This is a genomic window from Sporomusaceae bacterium (assembly GCA_031460455.1).
Taxonomy (GTDB): domain Bacteria; phylum Bacillota; class Negativicutes; order Sporomusales; family UBA7701; genus Anaeroselena.
The window spans coordinates 25,442-46,299 of sequence record JAVKTQ010000013.1 but is presented as its reverse complement, the minus strand read 5'-3'; the positions used below and the strand labels follow the sequence as shown (position 1 = coordinate 46,299).

At 57.4% G+C, this 20,858-nt stretch carries 21 protein-coding genes; 19 read left to right on the top strand and 2 right to left on the bottom strand.

What is annotated here, in order from left to right; genetic code table 11:
* Position 1: 1 nt before the first annotated feature.
* From RIN56_16190 to tatC, 6 genes are read left to right on the top strand one after another with little or no spacing between them, the layout of a single operon-like run.
* Entirely contained in the window at positions 2-1,150 is a 1,149-nt protein-coding gene (locus RIN56_16190) for an aminotransferase class V-fold PLP-dependent enzyme (protein ID MDR7868339.1), read from the top strand.
* Entirely contained in the window at positions 1,147-1,425 is a 279-nt protein-coding gene (locus RIN56_16185) for a DUF3343 domain-containing protein (protein ID MDR7868338.1), read from the top strand. The genes RIN56_16190 and RIN56_16185 overlap by 4 nt, the downstream gene beginning before the upstream one ends.
* A gap of 4 nt (positions 1,426-1,429) precedes the next feature.
* On the top strand, positions 1,430-2,152 hold the full coding sequence (locus tag RIN56_16180) for a twin-arginine translocase subunit TatC (protein ID MDR7868337.1): 723 nt from the start codon (positions 1,430-1,432) through the stop codon (positions 2,150-2,152).
* Positions 2,152-4,149, top strand: coding sequence for an FAD-dependent oxidoreductase (locus RIN56_16175; protein MDR7868336.1), 1,998 nt, complete (start codon positions 2,152-2,154; stop codon positions 4,147-4,149). The genes RIN56_16180 and RIN56_16175 overlap by 1 nt, the downstream gene beginning before the upstream one ends.
* A 23-nt stretch (positions 4,150-4,172) precedes the next feature.
* Positions 4,173-5,105 carry a 4Fe-4S binding protein gene (locus RIN56_16170; GenBank protein ID MDR7868335.1) on the top strand — a complete coding sequence of 311 codons (933 nt, stop codon included), beginning with the start codon at positions 4,173-4,175 and terminating at the stop codon, positions 5,103-5,105.
* 14 nt (positions 5,106-5,119) lie between these two features.
* Complete coding sequence (gene tatC / locus RIN56_16165; GenBank protein ID MDR7868334.1) at positions 5,120-5,872, top strand: twin-arginine translocase subunit TatC; 753 nt, start codon at positions 5,120-5,122, stop codon at positions 5,870-5,872.
* A gap of 190 nt (positions 5,873-6,062) precedes the next feature.
* Here the strand turns inward: tatC and RIN56_16160 are convergent, their stop codons facing one another.
* Positions 6,063-6,476: a uracil-DNA glycosylase gene (locus RIN56_16160; GenBank protein ID MDR7868333.1), complete on the bottom strand. Its 414-nt coding sequence runs from the start codon at positions 6,474-6,476 to the stop codon at positions 6,063-6,065.
* 565 nt (positions 6,477-7,041) lie between these two features.
* On the opposite strand from RIN56_16160, the gene RIN56_16155 reads away from it, so the two are divergent.
* The 9 genes from RIN56_16155 to RIN56_16115 all read left to right on the top strand — a co-directional run bounded on the left by RIN56_16155 (position 7,042) and on the right by RIN56_16115 (position 14,580).
* Complete coding sequence (locus RIN56_16155) at positions 7,042-7,362, top strand: hypothetical protein (protein ID MDR7868332.1); 321 nt, start codon at positions 7,042-7,044, stop codon at positions 7,360-7,362.
* Between the two features lie 20 nt (positions 7,363-7,382).
* Positions 7,383-7,565, top strand: a complete 183-nt coding sequence (locus tag RIN56_16150) for a hypothetical protein (GenBank protein ID MDR7868331.1) — start codon at positions 7,383-7,385, stop codon at positions 7,563-7,565.
* A gap of 74 nt (positions 7,566-7,639) precedes the next feature.
* On the top strand, positions 7,640-9,235 hold the full coding sequence (locus RIN56_16145) for an ATP-binding protein (protein MDR7868330.1): 1,596 nt from the start codon (positions 7,640-7,642) through the stop codon (positions 9,233-9,235).
* A 16-nt stretch (positions 9,236-9,251) separates the two neighbouring features.
* A complete protein-coding gene (locus RIN56_16140; GenBank protein MDR7868329.1) occupies positions 9,252-10,727 on the top strand; it encodes a sigma-54 dependent transcriptional regulator in 1,476 nt (491 codons plus the stop codon).
* Between the two features lie 276 nt (positions 10,728-11,003).
* Entirely contained in the window at positions 11,004-11,375 is a 372-nt protein-coding gene (locus RIN56_16135) for a GreA/GreB family elongation factor (GenBank protein ID MDR7868328.1), read from the top strand.
* Positions 11,376-11,409: 34 nt separating this feature from the next.
* Positions 11,410-11,775: a VOC family protein gene (locus RIN56_16130; GenBank protein MDR7868327.1), complete on the top strand. Its 366-nt coding sequence runs from the start codon at positions 11,410-11,412 to the stop codon at positions 11,773-11,775.
* A gap of 96 nt (positions 11,776-11,871) precedes the next feature.
* The gene (locus RIN56_16125; GenBank protein MDR7868326.1) at positions 11,872-12,291 is read left to right on the top strand and encodes a hemerythrin domain-containing protein; all 420 of its coding nucleotides are present in this window, start codon (positions 11,872-11,874) and stop codon (positions 12,289-12,291) included.
* Between the two features lie 87 nt (positions 12,292-12,378).
* Entirely contained in the window at positions 12,379-13,665 is a 1,287-nt protein-coding gene (locus RIN56_16120; protein MDR7868325.1) for a Glu/Leu/Phe/Val dehydrogenase, read from the top strand.
* 27 nt (positions 13,666-13,692) lie between these two features.
* Positions 13,693-14,580 (top strand): nucleotidyltransferase domain-containing protein, encoded by an 888-nt coding sequence (locus RIN56_16115; protein MDR7868324.1) that lies wholly within the window; start codon positions 13,693-13,695, stop codon positions 14,578-14,580.
* A gap of 227 nt (positions 14,581-14,807) precedes the next feature.
* Here RIN56_16115 and RIN56_16110 read toward each other — a convergent pair whose 3' ends face one another.
* On the bottom strand, positions 14,808-15,206 hold the full coding sequence (locus RIN56_16110) for a uracil-DNA glycosylase (GenBank protein MDR7868323.1): 399 nt from the start codon (positions 15,204-15,206) through the stop codon (positions 14,808-14,810).
* Positions 15,207-15,774: 568 nt separating this feature from the next.
* Between RIN56_16110 and RIN56_16105 the strand changes: the two genes are divergently transcribed.
* The 4 genes from RIN56_16105 to RIN56_16090 all read left to right on the top strand — a co-directional run bounded on the left by RIN56_16105 (position 15,775) and on the right by RIN56_16090 (position 20,826).
* Positions 15,775-16,410 (top strand): corrinoid protein, encoded by a 636-nt coding sequence (locus RIN56_16105; GenBank protein MDR7868322.1) that lies wholly within the window; start codon positions 15,775-15,777, stop codon positions 16,408-16,410.
* Positions 16,411-16,448: 38 nt separating this feature from the next.
* Complete coding sequence (locus tag RIN56_16100; GenBank protein ID MDR7868321.1) at positions 16,449-17,900, top strand: trimethylamine methyltransferase family protein; 1,452 nt, start codon at positions 16,449-16,451, stop codon at positions 17,898-17,900.
* 21 nt (positions 17,901-17,921) lie between these two features.
* Positions 17,922-18,902, top strand: coding sequence for a hypothetical protein (locus RIN56_16095; GenBank protein ID MDR7868320.1), 981 nt, complete (start codon positions 17,922-17,924; stop codon positions 18,900-18,902).
* Between the two features lie 163 nt (positions 18,903-19,065).
* On the top strand, positions 19,066-20,826 hold the full coding sequence (locus RIN56_16090; protein MDR7868319.1) for a sigma 54-interacting transcriptional regulator: 1,761 nt from the start codon (positions 19,066-19,068) through the stop codon (positions 20,824-20,826).
* Positions 20,827-20,858 lie beyond the last annotated feature (32 nt).

Below are 20,858 nucleotides of genomic sequence, written 5' to 3'. Positions count from 1 at the left end.
CATGGCTATCTACCTGGACAACGCGGCGACCTCCTGGCCCAAACACCCGGCCGTGCTCGCCGCCATGCAGGATTATCTGGCAACGGCCGGTGGCAATCCCGGCCGGTCTGGGCACAGCATGTCGATCGAAGCCGCCCGCGTAGTATTCGCGGCCCGCGAAGGCCTGAGCCGGCTGTTCAACGCCGCGTCGCCCGACCGGGTGGTTTTCGCCAAGAACGCCACCGAGGCGTTAAATATGATCATCTTCGGCCTGCTCGGAGCAGGCGACCATGTCGTTACCACCGGCATGGAGCACAACGCCGTCATGCGGCCGCTGCGCAGGTTGGAGTCGCTGGGAGCCGCCCTTACGGTGGTGCCGTGCGACCGCACGGGGATGACAGACCCGGACGGCGTTAAAAGGGCTGTCACACGGAACACCAGGCTGATTATCGCGACCCATGCCTCCAACGTCACCGGCGCCATCATGCCGGTCGCCGCGCTCGGCCGCATCGCGCGGGAATGCAGGGTGCCGTTCGCTGTCGACGCCGCCCAGACGGCCGGCTGCGTGCCCATCGACATGCAGGCCGACAACATCGATCTACTCGCCTTCACTGGCCACAAGGGACTGGGCGGGCCGCAGGGCACAGGCGGGCTGGCGCTGTCCCCCGCGGTCGAGCTGCCGCCGTTGCTGTACGGCGGCACCGGCAGCTTATCCGAGGCCGAATACCAGCCGGACTTCCTGCCTGACCGCCTGGAAAGCGGTACCCTCAACGCCGTCGGCATCGCCGGCCTGGGGGCCGCGGTGGCCGAACTGGCGGCGACCGGGGTCGACAAGATCGCAGCCCACAAGCAGGACCTCGTCGCCGCGCTCGTCAAAGGGGCGGCCTCCATCCCCGGTATCACCGTTTACGGGCCGACGGACGCGGCGGACAACGCCGGTGTGGTGTCCCTCAACTACGACGGACTGGTCTGCTCGGAAGTGGGGCTGGCCCTCGACCGGGCGTTCGGCATCCTGACCCGGACGGGCCTGCACTGCGCTCCGGCCGCCCACAGGACGATCGGCACCTTCCCCCAGGGGACGGTGCGGTTCAGCGTCAGCCAGTTCACGACCAGGGAAGAAATCGGCCTGGTGGTAAGCGCCCTGGGCCAGATAGCCGAAATGGCGAGGTGAGCGCCTTGAGCGAGCCGTGCGGTATCGTCACCTTTTTCTCATCCCAGCACGCCGTCCAGGCGGAAAAGGTGCTGACACGGGCCGGCCTGGCGGTGGAGCTTATCCCCGGGCCGAAAGATATAAGCCCCAACTGCGGCGTGGCCCTGAAATGCGCCATCCGGGACCTCGCCGCCGCCGAGGCGCGATTGCGCGAGGCCGGTGTCCGCTACGAAGCCGGCCACAGCTACGTCCTCGTTGCCTCGAAATCGCTGCTCGATAAACTTCTGGGGCGGTGACGCTGTGGACAACACCCGCCTTAGCCTGGTAGAGCACCTGACCGAATTGCGCCGGGCCATCATCGCCGCCCTCGCCGCCCTGGCCGCAGCCACAGCCGCCGGCTATTTCATGGCCCCGGCATTCTTCGCCGCCCTGAAGTCGGTGCTGCCTGGCGTGCAGATGGTCTTTTTCGGGCCGCTCGACGGCTTCTACCTGCAGCTCCGCCTGGCGGTGACCATCGGCCTTATCCTTTCTTTTCCCGTGACGGTGGCCAGCGCCGCCTGGTTCGTGGCTCCCGGCCTGCGCGAGGGGGAGAAACGGCTGGCTGTGGCGGCCGGCGTGGCGGCAACCGTCATGTTCGCCGTAGGGGTAAGCTACGCCCTGTTCGTGGTCCTGCCTGTGGTGATGGTTTTCCTCATGAGCTTCTCCACCACCGAGATGACGCCTTTTATCGCCGCCGAGGAGTACCTCTCCTTCGTCCTCGCCTTCATCATTTACGGCGGCCTCGTTTTTCAACTGCCCTTGTTTCTTTTTATTCTCTTAAAGACCGACCTTATCCCGCCCGCCCTCGTCAGCAGCCAGCGCAAGCTGCTGGCCGCGGTCCTCACAGGGTTGACGCTGTTTTTCTCCCCGGGCGGCGATCTTACCGTCCAGCTTTTACTGGCGGTGCCAATTTTCCTGCTCTTCGAGGGCGCCGTGCTGCTGGCGAAGCTGGTCAGAGGCGGGCGCAAAAGCCAAAAGGAGTGATGCTGAACATGGCTCAGGCTGATATCAGGGTCACGGTCAAGGGACAGGTGAAAAAGCCGGGGACGTATACGGCGAAGGGGGGAGAAAACCTGCTTGACGCCATCTTCGCCCACGCAGGCGGCCTGGCCGACAGCCGGTTCTCGCTGCGCGCCGTCCTCGTCGGCGGCGCGCAGGGACATTTTGCCGCGGCGGACGAGCTTGCCGCCCCGCTGACTTCGTCCGCGGAACTGATGGTCGTCGACAGCGGCAGTTGCCTGGTCAACTTTGTCCGCCTGCTGCTTGCCTATAACGACACGGCCCAGGCCGGCTACGGGGGTTGCCTTTCCTGTCGCGGCGCCTTGGCCGCCGGCGTCCGTCTACTCGCCAGGCTGTGCACGCCCCTGGGGAGCGCCGCCGACCTGGCTGAGCTTGAAAGGCTGACGGGAGTCATTAATCCGGCCTGCCCCGACCAATGCAGCGCCCTCAGGCCTCTGGCCAGCGCCCTAAGCCACTGGCGGGAGGAATTCGCCGAGCATGCCGCCGGCCGCTGCCGGGCCAGCATCTGCGCAGAGCTCATGCTGAGCCCCTGCAACAACGCCTGCCCCGCCGACGTCGACCTGCCGGGCACCATCGCCTTGACTCAGTTGGGCCGGTACATCGACGCCGTGGCCCTGGGGCGGCATGACAACCCCTTCTTCCTGACCTGCGGCCATGTGTGCGAGGCCCCCCCCTGCCAGAAGAACTGCAAGCGGCTCAATTTCGACGATGCCATCTACTCGCAGAGCCTGCACCGTTACGCCGGCGAGAAGGCCGCCAGGGCCGCCGGCGGGCTCGGCAAGGCCCTGACCCACGATACCCTCAGACCCGGCACCAAGTCCGGCAAAAAGGTGGCCGTCGCCGGCGCCGGGCCGGCCGGCCTCGCAGCCGCCCATTTCCTCGCGAGGCTGGGCCACAAGGTCGTCGTCTACGACCGCAACCCCAAGCCGGGGGGGATGATGACCTACGGCATCCCGGCCTACCGGCTGCCGCGGGCAACGGTGGAGGCCGAGATAGCGGCCATCGCCGCCCTGGGCGTGGAAATCCGCGGCGGCTGCGACCTGGGCCGGGACATAACCCTTTCCCGGCTGCGGGAAGAATACGACGCCGTGCTGCTCGCTCTGGGCAACGGCAAAAGCCGCGGCCTGGGCATACCGGGCGAAGACCTGTCCGGCGTGATCTCCGCCCTCGACTTCCTGCATCAGGTGGCGGACACCGGCGCGGCGGAGGTCGGCCGGCGGGTGCTCGTCGTCGGCGGCGGCAATGTAGCCGTCGACGTGGCCCGCACCGCCAGGCGCCTGGGCGCGGAGCACGTCGTCATGATGTGTGTCGAGGACAGGTTCGAAATGCCGGCCTCGCCGGGTGAGATACAAGCTGCCGAGGACGAGGGCGTCAGGATCAGCGTCCTCGCGGTCCCGCTCGCCTTCAGCGGCGCCGGCCGCGTTGCCGGTGCCCTCTGCACGGCAATAAAGCCCGGGCCTTACGATGTCCTGGGGCGGCGCTGGCCGCCGGCGCCGCTCCGGGAAGCGGGCAAGGAGGAGGAGTACGACGCGGTCATAGTCGCCATTGGCCAGATGGCGGAGTTAGACGGCCTAAAGGGCAGCGGCCTTGCCTGCACCAAATCATTCATCGCCTGCCCGGACGGCCATGCCACCAGCCTGCCCGGCGTTTTCGCCGCCGGCGACTGCGCCGGCGCTCTCAACTCCGTTGTCAAGGCGGTGGGCAGCGGCAAAGCGGCGGCCTTCGCCATCGACCGCTTCCTTACCGGGGCTGACCGGACGCTGAGTTCACCCCTGCGCGTCAAACTGGGCTGCAGCGAAGGAGAATATACCTGGGCCGTCGCCACGCGTGCCCATATGCCCGAGCAAGACCCCGCCGCCCGGGTAGGCAACTTCGCGCCGGTGGAACTGGGCCTGGACGACAGCCGGGCCGCCGCCGAGATGCTGCGCTGCATCTGCGCCGCCAAGGGCGGCAGGCAGTAACCTGTTGGGAAAGGGTGAGAAGGATGAAACCTCGGCAACTGAAAATCGCCCGGACTGCCAGCCAAATCGTCTTTTTCCTGCTCCTGGCCGTCTTGCTTGTCGGCACGTTCTGCTCGGTAAGCCTTGGCGGTAATTATTACCTCTCCTGCCCGTTGGGCGTGCTGCAGCTTACCCTTGGAGCGAGGGAAATGCTCGTGGGCGCCATCGTCTCCGGCCTGCTGCTCATCGGTCTTACCCTGCTTCTCGGACGGGTGTTTTGCGGCTGGATCTGCCCGTTCGGCGCCCTGACCGACTGGCTGCGCAAACCGCTGGCCCGCTGCCGCGCCGCCCGCGCCGATGTCCCCGCCCTGCACCCGGACAACAAGGCTCTCAAATACGGCATCCTCGGCGGCGTGCTGCTGACGGCGGGCATCTTCCGTTCCCCGGCGTTCTGCGCGATCTGCCCGGTTGGCACAACCTGCCGCACCGCCGGCCTGCAGGGGGTCAACCTCGGGCTGGAGACGGCGGCCGTGCCCCTCATCCTCAGTCTGGAGACCGTCAACAGGCGGTTCTGGTGCAAGATTCTTTGCCCCATCGGCGCTTTGCTGGCTCTATTTTCGCGCTTCCGGCTGGCCAAGATCCGTCTGCCGTTCGCCGCCTGCGCGGGCTGCAACCGCTGCGAGCAGGCCTGCGCGATGGATAATTCGCCGCGCCAGGGGCACGAGCGGCTGAAAATCGACCCGGCGGTGCTCCAGGCTCTGATAGAATACGGCGTCCCCGATCTCCTCGACCGCCCCGGGCAATACGAACGGGCGCCGCAGCCGATACGCGACTTGCTGGACGCCAAGGCAAGCTCGCTGTCGGTTCCCGGCGCCGAGTGCACAAGCTGTTATTCCTGCATTGCCGCCTGCCCGGTCCTCAACAGACAGGCGGACAAGAGCGGTGCTGCCGACCAGTCCGCGCAGATAAGCGCCTGAAAGGGGGCATTCGCATGGAAACCAGCGACATCTACACCCTGCTCGCCCAGATCACGATCAAGCTGCGGCGGCGCCTCCTTGTCCTCGCCGCCCTGCTGGGGCTTGCCACCTGCGTCGGCTGGTTTTTCGCCGACGATGTCATGCGCTATATGTTTAGGATGGTTCGCCAGGTCATCTTCATCAGTCCCACCGAGGCATTTGTCACGAAACTGAAGGTATCGTTCGCCATTGGTTTGTCATTGAGCCTGCCGGCTTTCATGTACCTGGCAATCGGCGTGTTCAGAGGCCGGGTTAGGGATTTTTCACGGTATGGCCATTTGTTGCTTACCCTGGCCGGCTTCGCCCTGTTTATTATCGGCGCTGCTTTCTGCTACTTCGCCGTCCTGCCGATAGGCATTGATTTCCTCCTCGGCTTCGCCACCTTAGAGATGCAGCCCCTGCTGTCGGCCGGCCGCTTCGTATCTTTCGTGCTGAGCTGCATAATTGCTTTCGGGCTGATGTTTGAGATGCCGCTTGTCATAATGCTGCTCGCCTCCCTCGGCCTGCTCGACGCCGACACGCTGCGGAGCAAGCGGCGCTACGCTATTGTACTGATATTCATCGTGGCCGGTGCCCTTACGCCGTCGCCCGACGTCGTCTCCCAGATCCTGCTCGCTGTCCCCATGCTAGGTCTCTACGAAGCAGGCATCATCCTTTCCCGTCTGTGCAAAAAGCCTGAGGAAAAACTGCCCGAAATGCCTTCCGATCAGCAGCAGATCTTCAATTAAATGGGCACGGGCAGCCTAGACCGCATTTCCACACACAGATATTTAAAGCTTCCGCATCTTTGCGGAAGCGTTTTACTTTTGGTTGAAATCCATCTACCACGAGGGGACTTATTCATTCCGCGGCCGGTTGCATAACGAGTCTCCTGGTTCCTTTTCCCGCTGGAAAAACGGCGCTCCGCTACATTCAACCTTATCGGCCTTGGCGCCGCTCTTGCCGCCTGCTTTCGTACATCGCCAGAAGGTCGGGCTTCTCTGCTGACGCCAGTTCGTACCCCGGCTCCAGTTCACGGCATTTCTCCACCGCTGCTTTGAGGTCGTAGAAGACTTCCCATTTGGCTTTGACCTGGTCGGAGCCGGTGAGGCGCAGGAGGTAGGCGGGGTGGTAGGTGGCGATGGCGGGGATGCCGTATTTTGTGTCGAACCAGCGGCCGCGGTCTTTGGTGATGCGGGCGTCGGGGCCCATGAGGTATTTTAGGGCGACGCTGCCGAGGGCGACGATGACTTTGGGCTTGACGAGGGCGAGTTCTTCATCGAGCCAGTTGAGGGCGCAGACGCGACCTTCTTCGACGGTGGGGGTGCGGTTGCCCTTCGGTCTGCATTTTATGATGTTGGTAGTACGTCAGTCATCTGCCGCGAAGCTGAAGGCCCTGAAATATCTAGGCCCGCGGTGTGTACGGCAAATACGTACATTACGTAGAAAACTTGTATTTGAGTGCGGCAGCCGGAATCCGTTTCGGCTGCCGCCTTTCTATCCCGGCTAATAGAAATCTTAACAATGTTTTTCTTGGGGTGTAAGTATGAGACAAAATGTTTGGGCATTGGCGGAAGTTGAAGACAGACGCTTATGGCAAACAAGAGTACGCTGCTCTACGCTTGCCGACCCGGATGGCAAGCCGTACGGCGTTCCTCTGGACTCTGCCCTCAGGAACAACATACTGTATTTCCATGGAGCAAGGGATGGTGCTAACGAGCCTATCGACGACGGGCATGTAATTGATTAATGCAAATTTCGTTGACAATAATTGCACTGAAATGCAATTTTGGAAGGCCCGCTAACATTTCCCCTTCCTGAAAAGCAGGCCATACCCGCAATTATGCCGACTCTCCGGTGTGGCACGTTTTTTGCTTTTCTATCTGCTTGCCGTCAACTATCGAAAGGAGGCTAGTAAATGACTGATACTTCCCAAGTGCCGGACGAAATTGTTGAACAGGTCCTTCTCGAAGTCTCGCTGATGGTGGCAGCAAGGTATGGTTCATTGTTGGCAAAGACGGAGTTGTTTAACCTGGGAAAACTGGAATTTCTGCTTGGGGCGCAGTTCAGGATAGCTCGGCAAGCCCGGCTTGAAGGTTATATGATTCAGGATTGCGATATGTGCTCCTCCTGGGACAAGGCAACGAGATACTGCAATTATTATCAGGTTCAGCAAGCAACGCAGGTCAGGCTTGATTATTATTATCAGGCGTTATGTCCGGCGTTGACACTTAAGTAATTCATGGGGAGTGGTATTTGATGATCGCAAGGGAAAAAGTCGCTGAAATGGTAAGGTCCCAACTGGCACTTGCCACGGAGGAAGTAGTTAACCGCTTGACCGACGATATCGTCAGAGATACCGAACATAAGCTATACTCGCTAATAAGAAAAGCCGTTGCGCAGGAGAGAGAAACCGCGCTTGCCAACATGAAGGGAAAGTAGTCGTTACCCGGTGAAAGGAGATAGTTTCGCTGTCGGCGAAGTTAACCCCAGGCCCGTTGACTGAGGGAGGAAACGTGAAGCGGTTACTAATTTTGCTTGTTATTCTGTTTGCAGGACTTATGGCCACTGCCGCCTTGGACCGGTTGTATACCCGCAATGAGTATATTCGCCACGAGCGTAATCTGGAGGTGCTTACGGAGAAGTTCCAGGGGCTTGTTATGCATAGTCTTACGGACCTTACGGCAACCGGGGATTTAAAAGCATTTCTGAACGCTCGCCGCGATTTGCCGGACCGGGAAGCTTTCGATAATTATGCCTGCGAAGCAAACAGGTATTATCCAACTGTGACCTACTTCGGCTTTGCGCGTGAAAACGGCGAGACGCTGTACGCGCATTTTACGGCCGGGCAGCAGGGGATAGAGAACGACAGCCGACCGGGGCGGTTACGCGCTTTGGCCACGGCAAGCGGGCCGCGAAAGATGGCGATCGCGGAACCGTTCAATACCCAGGGGCGATTGATCAGCATCGCTGTTGACCCGATCTACCGTGGTGACGTTCTTATCGGTTTTGCCGAAGTTCACTTTGACATCGGAGCAATTTTTGACCAGGCGATGTACAATTTGGGTATTGATGGAGAACAGTACTATATAAGGATTGCCGCCCCCGAGGGAAGAGCCTTCTGGGAGAAGGGGCCAGTCCCCGCCGCGGAGGAAATCCTGGTTCGGAAGGCTAGCATTCCGGTTGGGAATGCGCAGTGGGATGCCACCGTTGGCTGGCGGGGGTTGCCGGATAATAACTACTACGTTCGCGGCATCATCTGGGCCAGCGGCAGTATCGTGACCTTACTGCTGCTGGTAATGGTCAACGGTGTTTGGATACGTCAAGCGTGGCTGACCAAACAGGTCAACGAGAAGACTACGGAATTGTTGCTCAAGAATAAGGCTATTATCGAGGCAAAGGAAGCGCAGGCCCGTGTGGAAAAGCTATCGTCGCTCGGGTCTATGGCTGCGGGTATTTCCCACGAGATAAACCAACCGTTGAATTCGATCAAGATATTGTCCAGCGGCATTCTCTATTCGCTCCACAAAGGCGGACGTTTCGATCCGGACGAGATCCGAAGGGTCGTCGAGGAGATTTCCCGCCAGGCGGACCGTATAACAAGCATCATCAACCAAATGAGGTCTTTCATCCGTCGGGACAACAGCGCCAGAGTGCCGTGCAACGTGAATGAAGCGGTTAAACAGTCGCTCGGTTTGGTCGGGACGCAGATAACGAACCATGGAATAGAAATTCGCCAGGAGCTGTCTTCAAAACTGCCTACTGTCCAGGTGCCGCCTACAGCTTTGGAAGAGGTGCTTGTCAATCTATTGGTGAATGCCATGCAGGCGCTTGATAAGGTTGAGCAGCCGGAAAAACGGATTACGATCCGCACCTGGTTTGAAGAAGGGGTAATAATAGTGGTCGCGGACAATGGTCCTGGCATCAGCGAAGAAATTCTGGATAAAGTCTTTGAGCCTTTTGTTACGACACAGGCCGAAGGCGAAAACTGGGGGCTGGGGTTGCCGATCGCGCATGCGATAATTACGGCCTGTAATGGAAATATAAACGTAGCCACCGGGAAGGACGGCACAACCTTCAAAATCCATATTCCGGCGGTTTTCGAAGCATAGAGCGAGGTGCTTGGCGATGGATATTCTCGTTGTTGATGACGACGCTGCCAGCCGTGAAGCGGTAAGCTGGTTTCTACGCGTTGAAGGCCACCGTGTGACAACCTGCGGCAGCGGGGCCGAGGCATTGGCGTTGATGGCCGGAGCCGATTATCCCATGGTGCTGTCCGACATAAAGATGGCGGGGATGTCCGGGATTGAGCTTCTGGCGGCCATTAAAGCCCTGCCAGGAGGCTGGCTGACCGATGTCGTTCTTTTTACCGGGTTTGGCGACATGGAATCAGCCATCCAGGCGCTTCGGTCAGGAGCTTACGATTATTTGCTTAAGCCTGTTGACGCCCAGGAATTGGCGGCCACTGCCGAACGTATTGAGGAACATCAGGCGCTGCTGCGCGAGAACAGGTACTTGTCGCAGAATCTGGAGAATGAGATCAAGGCGGCCACTGCGGAAAAAGACCAGGAATTGTTCAGGGTAAAGAAGCTTGTAACTGAATCGGTTTTCGGGCAGATAGGCATTTTTTCCGATAAAATGCGCAGTATTGTCAACCTGGCTCAGAAATACCATAATGACCGGTCGATCCCTGTGCTGATCGAAGGGGAAACGGGCACCGGCAAAGAGATTATCGCCCAAATCGTACACTGGGGTGATGTCCACGGAGGGAGCGCCCCTGGGCCCTTTGTCGATATAAACTGCGCCGCAATTGCTCCGAGCCTGTTCGAGAGCGAGCTGTTCGGCTATGAAGCCGGGGCGTATACGGGCGGGCAGAACAGGGGCCAAAAGGGGAAACTGGACCTTGCTTCCGGGGGGACGCTGTTTCTGGACGAAATCGCGGAAATATCACCGGAGATACAGGGCAAACTTTTGAGGGTCATCCAGGAGAAAGAGTACTATCGCGTGGGCGGACTGAAAAAGCTGCCCGCGGATGCCCGCATCATCTGCGCCACCAACGCGGATATGAAGAGAAACATTGATGAGGGTAAATTCCGCCGCGATCTGTACTACCGCTTCCAGCTCGGCCACATAACCATCCCGCCCCTGCGCGAACGCCGCGAAGAGATTATCCCGCTGGCCAACATGTTTTTGTTGCAGGGAGCGAAACAACGGGGCAGGAAGTTTAAGACCATCAGCGATGAAGCGGCAAAAATACTCGAAAGCTACGAGTGGCCGGGCAACGTGCGGGAGTTGAAAAATACGATTGAATTCGCCGTCTTTATGTATGATGATACGGAAATCCGGCCCCATCACATCCACAAGGTCAATCGCACGGTTGTCGACGAGAACGCCGGGGTGGGCTCGCTGCAGGAGACTGAGCCGCGGTTGTGCTTACCGTTCCCTCGCGATGGTTTTGCCCTGAAAGATTATACCGACTGCATCATCAGGGAGGTGCTGAACGCCCACGGCGGAAACCAAATGGCGGCCGCCACCTATCTGGGCATTTCTCTTCGCACATTGGCATACCGAATGGCGAAAATGAAAAAGGCCGATAAGAATTGATACACCAAAACTTGCAGAAGATTTTCGTTTTTTCTGCAAGTTTTCGTAAAGGCATAAACCGGCTGATTGATTTTGGGAAAGTACTGCAATAGCAGCAACATCGCGGTTCGGCGGACATTGCAAGCAAAACGCATGCGTATGGCATGCGTTTTGCTTTTATATTGCATCAGGTTCTCGGAGTTATCGCAAACAATGCTCCCTGGACCAGCAATTAAACGGGAAAGGATTGTCGACGTGCCGAGAAGAGTGTTTATCACGAGTGCAGACAAGTCGAGATTGCTTACTTTCATCAGCCGGGAACGGGAGTTCGGCGGCGGTAACACTGAAAACCTCATCGCTTTGGAGTGCGAAATCAAACTAGCAACCCTTACGAGCGCCAAGGATATTCCCAAAGATGTCGTAACGATGCATTCCAGGGTTGGGCTGAAGGATCTCGACACCGGTGAGGATGTCTATTATACGTTGGTTTATCCTGTCGAGGCGGACTTGTCGGAAGGCATGATATCTGTCCTGGCCCCTGTGGGGACGGCAATTCTCGGTTACAGGGTGGGCGATATTGTTGAATGGGTCGTCCCCGGCGGAATGGCCCGTTACCGGATCGAAAAGGTCCTCTTTCAGCCGGAGTCAGACGGAAAGCTGTTTCTTTAGCCTTCAGGGTAATAACTCCAGATGAGGTGATTGCGTGTCAGCGAAGATAATTCCCTCGTTGTCTGTTGCAGATATAAAAGTCAATATAGATTACCTTGTCAACGCTCTTGGCTTTAGGTTGAATTATCTTGCCATAAGCGGCTCCCAAGCAATTCTTGAGTACCGTGGCGCAGTACTGGTACTTAAGGAGGGAACAGCAAACGGGCCCCCGGCCGTGCCGGAGAACTTCCTTGAAATCCAGGTAAGCGTGGAGGATATAGAAGAGATATACCGGTGGGCGCTTACAAGAGGTGCGATTATCAGCCGCTACCTGCAAAAAACCTGTTCTAATGACGGCGGGGGTGAACGGAGTTTCACCGTTTCCCTGCCAGACGGATATTCCTTGATGTTCGTCGGCTGAAAAATGCCGACGCAATTTGCAAAGCGGCATAATATTGGGGCTTTTAAGGCCAACAGCCGTCTTCAAGGTACAAAAGCGCGCATAGGAGGTACTAATTTGGCGGACATATACAGCCTGACGCTGCAACACGAAGAAATACTGGCTCTGCTGGCGGAGCTGCGCTCCCATGAGAGCTATGGCGATATAATCGACAACGCCAAGGGGTTGTCTTTGACCGTGGGCCTGTTGGCCAGGAAAGTTTATTTTCATATTTTGGCTGAAGAAAGGGTCGTGTATCCTGTCCTGCTTGCTCATAAGGACGAATCCGTGCGGGAGACGGGAAGGAGTTTTTCTGCCGAAATGGATGAAATCGCCTGTAAGTTCAGGAGGTACCGGGGAACTTATTCGAACGCTGGCACCATATTTGCCCGTCCTGATACATTCAGGCACAACACGGCCATAGTGGCAAAAACCCTTATCAAGAGATTTGAAGATGAGAGGACGGTTCTCTATCGTTTGCTCGGCAGCTCTTGGTGAAGGATAAAAAGCTTCGATAACCGGACAAAAAGGGCGATACATGAAGGCTATGTGAGGCCGCCATCAAAATGAGGGAGGATTCATTTCATGGGTAAATCAAACTACAACGCTTACGATGAGGCCAAGGCGCAGTTTGACCAGGTAGCGGAGAAGATTGGCCTGGACGGCGCGACGCGTGATTTTCTCAGACAACCGATGCGTGAATACCACTTTTCCATACCCGTCCATATGGACGACGGAAGCAGGAAGATCTTCAGGGGATACCGCGTGCAGCACAACGATGCCAGAGGACCGGCCAAAGGCGGCATAAGGTTTCATCCGCTGGAAACGATCGACACTATCCGGGCATTGTCGATGTGGATGACCTGGAAGTGCGCCGTTGTCGACATACCGCTGGGCGGCGGCAAAGGCGGGATAATCTGCGATCCGCGCGGGATGAGCGACCGCGAGCAAGAGCAGTTGTGCCGCGGCTGGGTAAGGCAGATTGCGAAGGATATCGGCCCCGTCATTGACGTTCCGGCGCCTGATGTAATGACAAACGGCAAACACATGTTATGGATGCTGGATGAGTACGAAACGATACACGGCGGCAGATATCCCGGCTTCATCACCGGAAAACCGGTCGGCATGGGCGGTTCGCTGGGACGGAAAGAAGCGACCGGATTCGGCGTTATCTATGTCCTCAGAGAAGCCATGAAAGAATTGAATATGAGCATAAAAAACAGCACCGCCAGTATTCAGGGCTTCGGCAACGTGGCCCAGTACGCGGCTAAACTGTTCCAACAGTTTGGCGGTAGGGTAGTTGCGATTTCGAGCTGGGATAATGCCGATACCCAGGCATACACTTTCCGCAAAAAAGACGGGCTTGCTTTCGACGATTTGGAGGCCATCACCGACCCCTTCGGGAGTATCGACAAGGACAAGGCTCACGGCCTAGGTTACGAGATTCTGCCAGGTGATGCGTGGATCGAGCAGGACGTGGATGTGCTTATTCCGGCGGCGTTGGAAAACCAGATATCGGCGGAAAACGTCCATCGGATAAGCAAACAGGTAAAGATCGTCGCCGAGGGTGCCAATGGGCCGACAAGCAGGGACGCGGACAAAGTGCTGGCGGAACGCAACATATTTGTTATCCCCGACTTCCTCTCAAACGCGGGGGGCGTCACCTGTAGCTACTTCGAGCAGGTCCAGTCGAATACAAATCACTACTGGGAAAAAGAAGAGGTTATTCAAAAACTGGACAGCAGAATGACGGCTGCCTTTAAGGCGGTATATGATCTGGCCAAAGAGAAAAATATTCACACTCGCGATGCCGCCTACAGGATTGCAATCGACCGCGTGGTATTCGCCATTAAAAGCAGGGGCTGGGTGTAAGAAGTGACTGTCGGGAGACTTGATCGGGTGAACGGTTTACCTTGCGAGCAGGAATGTCTGCTCAGCACGCTCAGGGAAAGAGAAAAGGAACTTGACTGCCTGTACAAGGTCGATGAGGTGCTATGCAACCACCAACTGTCATTGCCCGAATTATTGTCAGCGCTCGTCGATGTTATACCTGCGGGCTGGAGATTCCCCGAACTTTGCCGGGCGAGTATAACTTATAATAATTGCCTTTATCAGTCTCCCGACTTCATCGCCTCGCCTTTGTCGGAAAGCTGCCCGATCAAATGCGACGGAGAAACCATCGGCAGCGTCACGGTAATGTATCTTGAGAATGTACCGGAAGCGACCGAAGGCATTTTTCTTGATAAAGAGCGCAAGCTTATCCGGACAATAGCCGATCGTATCGGGCAATTTGTTTTCTGCCGGGATATGAGACTTGTTTTGGACGATTTGAATAACCCCCGCAGGGAAAATGCCGCGAGTGATGAGCTGTACGGGGAGTGCGATTACAGGCGAACCGACGGCCAGGAGTGGCGCTGGCGCCAGCATATGGCGGAGCGCCTGGCCGCATCGCTCGATTCGCAGCACTTCGGGGTGAAGTCGATATATCTCTTTGGAAGCACGAATGACGGAACGGCCGGCCGGCGAAGCGACATCGATCTGATAATTCATTTCGAGGGTTCCGAAGCGCAAAAAGCTGAGCTTTTCCATTGGCTTGAGGGATGGAGCCTGTGCCTGGACGAGATGAATTACTTGAAAACGGGTTATCGGATGAATGGGTTATTGGATGTGCATGTGGTTACCGACGACGATATAACCAGGAAGACCTGTTTTGCGATCAAAATCGGTCTCACCACGGATCCGGCCTACCGGCTGAAAATGAAAGACGAAGCGTGCTCATCGGGATAGACGAAAAGGAAGAGCGGGAAGATGGACACGCGGGGGCGCTCAAGAGGCCGCTGGCCCAAAAACTGCATGCCCCAGAAAGGAAACACAAGGAGGCTCCACGACAAAGTGAAGCCTCCCTTGTCTATATAATTGTGTCATATGATATGCTGCGTACACCGTCCTGCCGCGCAGCACTCACGGAGGAATACTTATCACGTCTGAAAAAAAGCGCTCCGCTACATTCAACCTTACCGGCCTTGGCGCCGCTCTTGCCGCCTGCTTTCGTACATCGCCAGAAGGTCGGGCTTCTCTGCTGACGCCAGTTCGTACCCCGGCTCCAGTTCACGGCATTTCTCCACCGCTGCTTTGAGGTCGTAGAAGACTTCCCATTTGGCTTTGACCTGGTCGGAGCCGGTGAGGCGCAGGAGGTAGGCGGGGTGGTAGGTGGCGATGGCGGGGATGCCGTATTTTGTGTCGAACCAGCGGCCGCGGTCTTTGGTGATGCGGGCGTCGGGGCCCATGAGGTATTTTAGGGCGACGATGACTTTGGGCTTGACGAGGGCGAGTTCTTCATCAAGCCAGTTGAGGGCGCAGACGCGACCTTCTTCGACGGTGGGGGTGCGGTTGCCTTTGGGACGGCATTTTATGATGTTGGTGGTATGTTAGTCATCTGCCGCAGGGCTGAAAGCCAGCAGTTATAAGGTTTTTGAAGGGTGTACGACGACCCTCTAAATGAACAGGTTAAGGAGAGCAATCTTAGCGCTAAGATCAGCGGAATCCCCTTGTTCTAAAAGGTTTTGGAGCGTGAGTCTATTCCGCTATCGACGCAAAGGAAGTGCGGGCGCCCACCGCCGTATGTCTTCGGCGGTAGTATACGGCAGTCTGCCCAGGCTCCTTAGACTGGCAATCTCGGCGCCTGCGGCGTTAACAAAATACCCGCCTGCTGGTAGACGGCAGGCGGGTGTTTTGTGTCAATAAGAGATGTGATATCTCGTTATGATATGCGATTAACGGGCGACATTTCCAATTGAGATAGGAAAATCGCGTATCAATATGAGATGGAAGGCTGGCGTTAAAAAACGAGGGGGCACTGTTCTGGCCGGGGCTGATTCGTTGATGGCAGGATGATTGCGGATATTTTTCCCGGATTGGCATATAAATTGCATTGCTTTAAGGCGAAAGTATTTTTTGCCATATTTACGAGGGAGGATTAGTGTGAGCGCATTATTGGAGCAAATCGCCGGAAATCTGGTCGAAGGGCAGTCGAAGAAGGTCAGGGAGCTAGTGCAACAGGCGCTGGACGAAGGCGTGGCCGCCAAGGAGATTCTCAACAACGGCCTGTTGGCAGGGATGAACGAGGTGGGCGCACTGTTCAAGGACGGCGAGCTGTTCGTTCCCGAGGTGCTGGTGGCCGCGAAAGCGATGAACGCAGGCATGGAAGTGCTGGCGCCGCTGCTGGCGGAGGGGGATATCGAGAAGAAGGGCAAGGCGGTGTTTGCCACCGTCAAGGGCGACCTCCACGATATCGGCATTAAGCTGGTGGGGATGATGATGGAAGGGGCCGGCTACGAAATAGTCAATATCGGCGTGGATATTCCGCCGGAGCAGATCGTGGCGGCGGTAAGGGAGCATAAGCCGGACCTTGTGGGGATGGCGGCGATGCTGACGACGACGATGGTGGCGATGAAGGATACGGTCGAGGCGCTGAAGGAGGCCGGGCTTTACGATAAGGTCAAGGTCATGGTCGGCGGGTCGCCGGTGACGGACCGGTTCGCCAGGGAGATCGGGGCCTACTACGCGGCCGATGCTTCGGCGTCGGTCGAGGTAGCCAACAAGTTGATGGAAGTATGAGCAGGATCAAATTATTTTGAGTGGAGGAGGCAATTTATATGTTTGCGGCTGTCGATGGAGGACAACTGCGGCTACTGAAGCCGGAGGATATCGAGAAAATCCACGAGACTTCCATGCGGATACTGGAAGAGGTCGGCATGAAGATAAAAAGCGTCGAGGCGCGGGAGGTATTTGCCGCCCATGGCGCCCAGGTCGATAAGGAGACGGATGTCGTCAAGATTCCCCGCAAGCTTGTCGAGGGGGCGATAAAGAAGGCCCCGTCGAAGGTGATCCTTTACGGTCAGGACGCCAAGAACGACCTGCATCTGGAGAAGACCCGCACCCATTTCGGCACGGGCGGGACGGTTTTGTACGCTCTCGATCTCGCCACCGGGCAGAAACGGCCGACAACGACCCACGATGTCCGCGATATTGCCAGGATGGTCGATTATTGCGACAGTGTCGCCTTTTATGTGGTCAATACTTATCCCCAGGACGTGCCTGACGCGGCTTCGGACGTCAACCGCTTCTACTGGGCGCTGACCAACACGACCAAGCACGTGCAGGGCGGCATGTATACCATGAAAGGGCTGAAGGACGTCATCGCCATGGCGGAGGAGATGGCCGGCGGCGCGGAGCAGCTGCGTCAGCGCCCGTTGATTTCCTTTATCGTCCTGATGATAAGTCCGCTGGTTATGGACGGGGAGTATACCGATTATCTGATCGAGATCGCCAAGAAGGGTCTGCCGGTGACGGTGTCGTCCGAGCCGCTGGCGGGAGCGACCGCGCCGGTGACCATCGCCGGCACGATCGCGCTTAATAACGCCGAGACCCTGGCCGGCATCACCCTGACCCAGCTGATCAATCCCGGTACGCCGGTGCTGTACGGGTCGACCTCCAGCATCATGGATATGAAGGAAGGCACCTATATGGCCGGGCCGATCGAGTCGGCGATGATCAATGCCGGCATCGCCCAGATGACGCAGTTTTACGGGCTGCCGATGTACGGCACGGCCGGGATGTCGGACTCGAAGACCAACGATTCGCAGGCCGGCTATGAAAGCGCGCTGACGGCGATGACGGTGGGGCTGTCGGGCAGCAATTTCATCCACGACGCGGTGGGCATTCTGGAGATGTGCCAGGTGTTCTCGTACGACAAGATGGTTATCGACAACGAAATCCTCGGCAATGTCCTGCGGCTGATGAAGGGCATCAGGGTGGACGAGGAATCGCTGGCCTTCGACGTTATCAAGACGGCCGGCCCCGGCGGGCATTTCCTGGCCGAGGAGCATACGGTGACCAATTTGCGCAAGGAGTTTTTCATCCCGAAGGTGTCTGACCGGCAGACACGGATCAGGTGGGAGGAAACGGGTTCGCTGACTGCTCCGGAGCGGGCGAGGAAGATTGTCGACAAGGTACTCTCGAAGCATGTACCCATGCCTGTCGCTCCCGAGGTGAAGGCCCGGATAAGGGCCAAGTACCCGGAGATAAAGGGCGAAGAACTGTACTGATCGACGGAGGAGGCAATGGCAATGGCCGGAGCAGATACAGACGTCGACAAAATATTGCGTTCCGCCTTGCAGGGACGGATACTAACGAGGGAAGAAGCGTTGGCACTGCTGCGGATCGCCAACAAATCGGACGATTTTTTCCGTTTGCTGGCGACCGCCAACCGGTTGACCAGGACGCAGTTCAATAATAAAGCCTACATTTTTGCGCAGATAGGCATAAACGCCGAGCCGTGTTCCCAAGGGTGCAAATTCTGTTCGATGAGCAAAAACCATTATGTGATGGACGGCACCTGGAGGAAGGACGCCGCGGACATTCTCGCCGAGGTTGCCGCGGTGACGGGCCAGGGAATAGATGACCTGTTCCTGATGACGACGGCCGATTATTCTGTTGCTGATTTTATTGAAACGGGAAAGAAAGTTAAGATACGCCTTCCGAAGGATATGAGGTTAGTTGCCAATATCGGCGATTTCGATTACAATACTGCCATAGCCCTGAAAGAAGCCGGGTTTACGGGCGCGTATCACATCAACCGGCTGAGGGAGGGCATCGATACGGGCATAAAGCCGGCGGCGAGGATTGCCACTATCGAGGCGATCGTCAAAGCCGGACTGGAGTTGTATTATTGCGTCGAACCTATCGGACCGGAGCACAGCTACGATGAACTTGTCGAGGAGATGCTCAGGGCGAGGGATTACGATCTGAAGGTTATGGCGGTTATGCGGCGGATACCGGTGCCGGGAACACTGCTGTGCGACAAGGGGCAGATAACAGCGCTGGAACTGGCTAAGATCGCCGCCGTGACCAGGCTAGTGTCCCGGCCTTCACGCGCCATGAACGCCCATGAGGTCACGCCCGTGACACTGGTCAGCGGCGTAAATCAACTGTATGCGGAAATCGGGGCGAATCCCCGCGATAGTAAGTCCGATACCGAGAATCATCGCGGCTTTTCCGTGGCGAGGATAAAGGATCTGTTTGCCGATGCCGAATACAGTTTGTCATAAGCATTAGGGAAAGGTTGCTCTGGAAGGCGGTTTCGGGGTGTACTGTCGGTACGCCCCGGTACGCTTGTCCGGGGCGTATTTTTTTGGCAGGATTTTCAACAGTGGGTCCGTAATTTAGAATAAGAATATCGGTACTATACTCTGTCCCCGAGGAGGCGTACGGATGACCCTCTTAGCGCAGGTGAAACATGTCGTCCAACAGTTCGCGGAAGCCGTCAGCGCGGCGTTGAAGGTGGACGTGGAGGTCTATGACCGCCAGGAAAGGATCGCAGGCACCGGCAAAGCCCGGGAGCTGATCGGCAGGCCGATCCTGGAAAACGGGATTATCAGCCGTTTTGTGTACCAGGGCGCCGGGCAGAAGAAGATTATCATCGATAATCCCGGCAAGGACGAGAAGTGCCGGCCGTGTTCGTATTTCGGCTTATGCCATTATAGGCGGGCGGTTTACGCCACGATCGAGTATGAGGACGGCGTAATCGGCGTGATCGGTATCGTCGCCGAGAACGACGACCAGGTGAAATTGATCGAATACAACAATTACGCCATGCTGGAGTTCGTGGACAAAATCGCCAACCTGATCAGTTCGAAGGTGAAAGAGCATCAGATGCTGAGACAGGTGAAGACGTACGCCGAGCTGATGGGCACGGTCATGGACAATATCGACAAAGGGGTGGCGGTTTTGAACAAACGGTTCGAAATCGTCGATATCAACAAGTATCTGCTGGAGAAGCTCGCCGTGAGCAAGAACCGGGTGCAGGGCCGGCACATCCACGACTTTTTCCCGGCGCTGGTCCTCAACAAGGCAAAGGCGGCGGGAATCACCCCCGGGTGCCAGGAGATCGTCTACACCGTCAGCAATAAACAGATATATCTTCTGTGCACGCTGAAGGTGATTGTGGTGAATGAGGAGCTGGAAGGAAGCCTCTGCTTGGTGGAGGATTACAAGGACACCACCCAACTGGCGTACGCGATCGCCTCCAAGCACAACGACATCGGCCTGGACGATATCGTCGGCGATAATCCGCAGTTCGTCCAGTTCAAAGATCGGGTAAGGAATGTGGCGATCAACGATTCCACCGTCCTGCTGACGGGCGAGACCGGGACAGGTAAGGAACTGTTCGCGCGGGCCCTCCACTCGGCCAGCCGCCGCAAGCCTCAGCCGTTCGTAGCCATAAATTGCGGCGCCATTCCGGAGTCGCTGCTGGAAAGCGAGCTGTTCGGCTACGAGAAGGGCGCGTTCACTGGCGCGAGTCAGATGGGCAAGCACGGCAAGTTTTTCATGGCCAACAAGGGGACGCTCTTCCTTGATGAGATCGAGACGCTGCCGCTGTATCTCCAGCCGAAGCTGCTACGGGCGATCGAGCGGAAGGAGATCGAGAGGATCGGCGGCGTCCGCGGCATCCCGATCGATGTCCGCATCATCGGGGCCACCAACGTCCGTCTTGACGAGCTGGTGAAAAAGGGCGAGTTCCGCGAGGACCTCTTCCATCGCCTGAATGTGGTGACGCTGTTCATTCCGCCGCTCAGGGAGCGGGGGCGTGATGTGCTCGTGCTCGCCGAGTATTTCGTGAACAAGTTCGCCGAACGGTTCAATAAGAAGATTCTCGGCTTGTCGGCGGAAGTGGAGAACATCTTCCTGAATTACGGATGGGGCGGCAACGTCCGCGAGTTGCAGAACGCCATCGAGTACGCCATTAATATGGAGAAGGGCGATTATATCACCGTCGACAACCTGCCGTTCCAGTTCAAGGAAGTCAAGGTCACCAAACGGATTCCTACCCTGGAAGAGGTGGAAATGGATTATATCAAAAAGGCACTGGATTTTTACGGTTGGTCCGAGGAGGGGCGGATAACGGCCGCCAGGCAACTGGGCATCAGCCGGGCGACGATTTACCGGAAGATCAAAAAGTACGAACTGGCCTAAGGAAACGGCCTGCTGAGTGGGGGCGATTATCG